4 protein-coding genes are annotated in these 4,132 nt (G+C 64.4%); 3 read left to right on the forward strand and 1 reads right to left on the reverse strand.

The window, feature by feature from the left end; translation table 11 throughout:
* Positions 1-49: 49 nt before the first annotated feature.
* From IVB32_RS32465 to IVB32_RS32475, 3 genes are read left to right on the forward strand one after another with little or no spacing between them, the layout of a single operon-like run.
* A complete protein-coding gene (locus tag IVB32_RS32465) occupies positions 50-2,161 on the forward strand; it encodes a TRAP transporter permease (RefSeq protein ID WP_018453127.1) in 2,112 nt (703 codons plus the stop codon).
* On the forward strand, positions 2,122-2,535 hold the full coding sequence (locus tag IVB32_RS32470) for a DUF1850 domain-containing protein (RefSeq protein WP_018453128.1): 414 nt from the start codon (positions 2,122-2,124) through the stop codon (positions 2,533-2,535). The genes IVB32_RS32465 and IVB32_RS32470 overlap by 40 nt, the downstream gene beginning before the upstream one ends.
* Positions 2,536-2,550: 15 nt before the next feature.
* Positions 2,551-3,357 (forward strand): glucose 1-dehydrogenase, encoded by an 807-nt coding sequence (locus IVB32_RS32475; RefSeq protein WP_247372348.1) that lies wholly within the window; start codon positions 2,551-2,553, stop codon positions 3,355-3,357.
* Positions 3,358-3,516: 159 nt separating this feature from the next.
* Here the strand turns inward: IVB32_RS32475 and IVB32_RS32480 are convergent.
* A partial coding sequence (locus IVB32_RS32480; protein ID WP_247412687.1) for a hypothetical protein occupies positions 3,517-4,132 on the reverse strand: 616 nt, incomplete at its 5' end.

A 4,132-nucleotide genomic window follows, 5' to 3' on the forward strand; every position in this document is an offset into this window, starting at 1 on the left:
ATGGACCGTGCCAATGCTATAAGCGCTCGACGATTGGGGATGGGTTGAAATGCTGGAGAAGGCAGAGGGCGCTCAAGAGCCCATCAAGGTCGAGTTCGACAATTTCGAGCACGGTTTTCCGGAAGGCTTTGGCCCGGGCTGGTGGGGCACGCTCGCCTACTGGATCGGCATCGCCTTCGCGATCTTCCAGCTTTATGTCGCGGCCTTCAATTATCTGCCGAGCCAGGTGGTGCGCGGCGTCCATGTCGGCTTCCTCATTCTCCTCACCTTCGGCCTGATCGGCAACTTCACCGCCAAAAGCGATTTCGGCCGCGCGATCGGCTGGCTGATCGGCGGCATGGGCTTTCTGTGCGGGCTCTATCAATGGATCTTCTATGCGGATCTGATCGCACGTGACGGCGATCCGACGCGCCTCGATCTGGTGGTCGGCACGCTGCTCGCCGTCCTGATCTTCGAGGGCACGCGGCGGCTGATGGGCGCAGCGCTCCCGCTGATGTGCGGCGCCTGTCTCGTCTACTGGTTCTTCGGCCAGTATCTGCCGTCACCGCTCAACCATCGCGGCTATGATTTCGACCAGATCGTCACGCATCTGTCGTTCGGCACCGAAGGTTTTTACGGCGTGCCGATCTACGTCTCGGCGACCTACATCTTCCTGTTCATCCTGTTCGGCTCGTTCCTGGAGCGCGCCGGCATGATCCAGCTCTTCACCGACGTTTCTCTTGGGTTATTCGGCAGGACCCGCGGCGGCCCGGCCAAGGTCGCGGTGTTCGCCTCGGGCATGATGGGCACGATCTCCGGCTCCGGCGTCGCCAACGTCGTCACCGTCGGCCAGTTCACGATTCCGCTGATGATCAGGTTCGGCTATCGCCGCGCGTTCGCGGCCGGCGTCGAAGCGACAGCGTCGATGGGTGGGCAGATCATGCCGCCGGTGATGGGCGCGGTCGCCTTCATCATGGCAGAGACGCTCGGCGTCCAATATTCTGAGATCGTGAAGGCGGCCGCGATTCCCGCGATGCTCTATTTCGCCTCCGCCTTCTGGATGGTGCATCTGGAGGCCGGCAAGCACGGGCTCACCGGCATGAAGCGCTCGGAGATTCCGAGCGCCTGGAAGGCCCTGGTGACGCGCTGGTATCTCGTGCTGCCGCTCGCGGCGCTGGTCTACATGCTGTTCGAAGGTTTTACGCCGCTCTATGCCGGCAGCATGGGCCTCGCGCTCACAGTGGCGCTGATCCTTGGCACCGCCATCACGACAGGCGCGTCTTCGATGGCGATCCGCTATGTCTTCTGGATCGGGCTCGCGCTCGTCGTCGCGGCGCTCTCGCGCGACGGCCTTCAGATCGTGCCGGTCGCAGGCGTCGTCGTCGCGCTGATCGTGATCACTGCGTTCGTGCGTGGCGGATTTTCCGCCCTGCGCGCCTGCCGCGATGCCTTGGCTGAAAGCGCCAAATCCGCGATCACCGTCGGCATGGCCTGCGCCATCGTCGGGGTCATCATCGGCATGATGTCGCAGACCGGCGTCGGCACCATCTTCGGCGGCTGGGTGATCGGTCTCGGCGAGAAGAGCCTGTTCCTGGCGCTGATCATGACCATGCTGCTGTCGATCCTGCTCGGCACCGGCATCCCGACCATCCCGACCTACATCATCACGGCAGCGCTCGCGGCGCCCGCGTTGGCCAAACTGGGTGTGCCCCTGATCGCAAGCCACATGTTCGCGTTCTATTACGGCATCATGGCGGACCTCTCGCCGCCGGTGGCGCTGGCCGCGCTTGCCGCAGCACCGATCGCGAAGGAGAATCCGGACAAGATCGGCTGGGAGGCGATGCGCATCGCGCTCGCCGGCTACGTCATCCCCTTCATCTTCGTCTATTCGCCGGCGCTGATGCTGCAGGGCGGCGATCCCATGGCGGCCAAGCTCGGCTTCTACGGCGCGGTGGCATTGGCGACTGTCAAGGCGCTGGTGGCGATCGCGCTGTTCGGCATGGTCGCGATCGGATTCCTGTTCACGCGCCTGACGTTCCTCGAACGTTTGGTCGCGCTCGGTGCCGCGCTGTGCCTGCTCGGCGACTTCCCGTTCAGCGACACCGCGGGCTTCCTGCTCGCCGCTGCGATCGTGCTGTGGCAGTGGCGGCGGCGGCCGCCGGCGCCGGTCGAGGCGGTGTGAGCCTCTGCCTCGTCACAGCCTCAGGCCTGAAGGCGCTGGCGCTGTCCGCGTTCACACTGGTGTGGACGCATTCGATCGCGAAGGTCGACTGGCAGGAAGACTGGCGCGTCACCCCCGCCGGGCTCGAACTGGTGCAGGCACGCGTGAAGGGCACCGGCCCCGGCATGGAGCCGCCGCCCGAGGCGCGCCTCGTCGACGGCTGGTTTCAATGGAGGCCCGCGCGCGCGCCGATGCCGGAGGTCGTGCTGGGCAATTCGGACGCGGCTGGCGAATGGCGGCTATGCCATGACGGCAAGTGCCGGACGTTGTCCGAGATTGTCGGTCATCCCATTGGTGCTAACGTCACAAAGATGATCGTCTGCAAAGAACAATAATAAGGGAGACACGCGATGGGTCGGCTCAAGGGCAAGGTTGCGATGGTGGTGGGTGCCGGCTCGATCGGGCCTGGTTGGGGCAACGGCAAGGCCACCGCGGTCACCTTTGCCCGCCAGGGTGCGCAGGTGTTTTGCGTCGATCGCAACGGCGCGGCCGCCGAGGAGACCGCGAAGATCATCGCGGACGAAGGCGGCCAGGCGAGCGCGTTCACGGCCGACGTCTCGCATGCGCGCGAGGTCGAGGCGATGGTCGCGGCATGCCTCAAGGCCTACGGCCGCATCGACGTGCTCGACAACAATGTCGGCATCGCCGAGATGGGCAGCGTGGTCGAAGTGACCGAGGAAAGCTGGGACCGGGTCTTCAGCGTCAACCTCAAGAGCGCCTATTTCGCCATGAAGCACGTCATCCCCGTGATGGTGAAACAGGGCGGTGGCTCGATCATCAACATCTCCTCGATCGCTTCGATCCGCCACATCGGCATCTCCTACGTCACGTACGGCACCTCGAAGGCGGCGATGAACCAGATGACCCGCACCACCGCGATCGAGTTCGCGCGCCACCATGTCCGCGTCAACGCGATCCTGCCCGGCCTGATGAAGACGCCGATGGTGGAACATTCCGCAGGTCTTGCGAACAGCTATGCCAAGGGCGATGTTGAAGCGATGTGGCGGGCGCGCGATGCGCAAGTGCCGATGGGCCACATGGGCGACGCTTTCGACGTCGCCAACGCCGCGCTGTTCCTGGCCTCGGACGAAGCGAAATATGTGACGGGCATCGAGCTCGTGGTGGACGGCGGGATCACGTGCAAGGCGGGGGCCTAGGCGTCGTTCCGTGTTCGCCGTCGTCCTGGACAAGCGAGCGTAACGAGCGCTGATCTAGGACCCATAACCCCAGGGAGAAGTTTGACGAAGGCTGGCGGCTCCGGCTACTTCAACATTCGGCATTCGGGGTAATGGGTCCTGGCTTTCGCCAGGACGACATCATTGCGCCAGCGCCAGAATCCCGCCGGCGAATGAATGCCATGCCGCCGTTTCGCTGATCGGCCAGTTCAGCACCTTCACCGCCAGCAGCGCGAGCGTGCCGGTGATGTAGACTGGATGCACTCGGCCCGCGGTGCGCCAGTCGCGTACCATGGCGACGACGAGCAGCAGCGAAGCGACCATCGCGGGCGCGATGGTGACGGGCACCGGCGGCGGCCCTGGCGGTCCCGAAGGCGCGAGGAAAGTGAGAAACCAGCGCGCGATCGCGGCATCGAGGATGGAGACCGCCGCGAGCAGCATCAGGCGTTTGTGAATCTCCGGCTTTCGCGTGTTCATGATCGCGAGCACGAATACACCAGCGAAGAACGCGATCCCGCTCATCGGCACGATCGAGAAGGCGATGCCGGCCTCTTTCTGGCCGAGCGCCGCGGAATGCTGCATCACATGGACGGAGGCGAGGAAGCCGAAGATCGTCATCGCGGTCGCGAGCGAAACGCCGGCTATGCCGAGCGCACGGTGATTGACCATGCGGCCTGAGGCGGCGAGCCACGTCTGGATCACGAAATAGAGAGACCAGGTGAAGAACAACAGGCCGTGGAAATGAATGACGGGGCTT

The sequence above is a fragment of the Bradyrhizobium sp. 23 genome (assembly GCF_023073295.1).
GTDB lineage: Bacteria > Pseudomonadota > Alphaproteobacteria > Rhizobiales > Xanthobacteraceae > Bradyrhizobium > Bradyrhizobium canariense_D.